At 49.5% G+C, this 309-nt stretch carries 1 rRNA gene; it reads left to right on the top strand.

The features are described from left to right. Positions 1 to 78: ribosomal RNA gene (gene rrf, locus ACYVGZ_RS11735) — 5S ribosomal RNA — on the top strand; the annotation flags it as partial. Between the last annotated feature and the right edge of the window lie 231 nt (positions 79 to 309).

Below are 309 nucleotides of genomic sequence, written 5' to 3'. Positions count from 1 at the left end.
TCCCGAACTCAGAAGTGAAAAGCGCCATCGCCGATGGTAGTGTGGGAGATCCCATGTGAGAGTAGGTCGTCGTCAAGCTTTAATACAAGAGAAACCCCATACGACAAATGTCGTGTGGGGTTTTTTCGTTTACATCATCAAAAAACCGACGTTGGGCGTATAGGTTGTGGTTATCCATTAACTTGCGCCTGTCTCGTACCTCGACGCGTCTGCGTAAATGCATAACCGCAACCTATTATATTTTTTCACATCCCCAATCGTAGGGCGCCGTTAGGCCGAAGGCCGTAATGCGCCGTGGGTGCGAAGCAT

It is taken from the genome of Marinomonas epiphytica (genome assembly GCF_054780655.1).
Note: the sequence above shows the minus strand (reverse complement) of the source record. Positions and strands in the feature narration are given on the sequence as shown.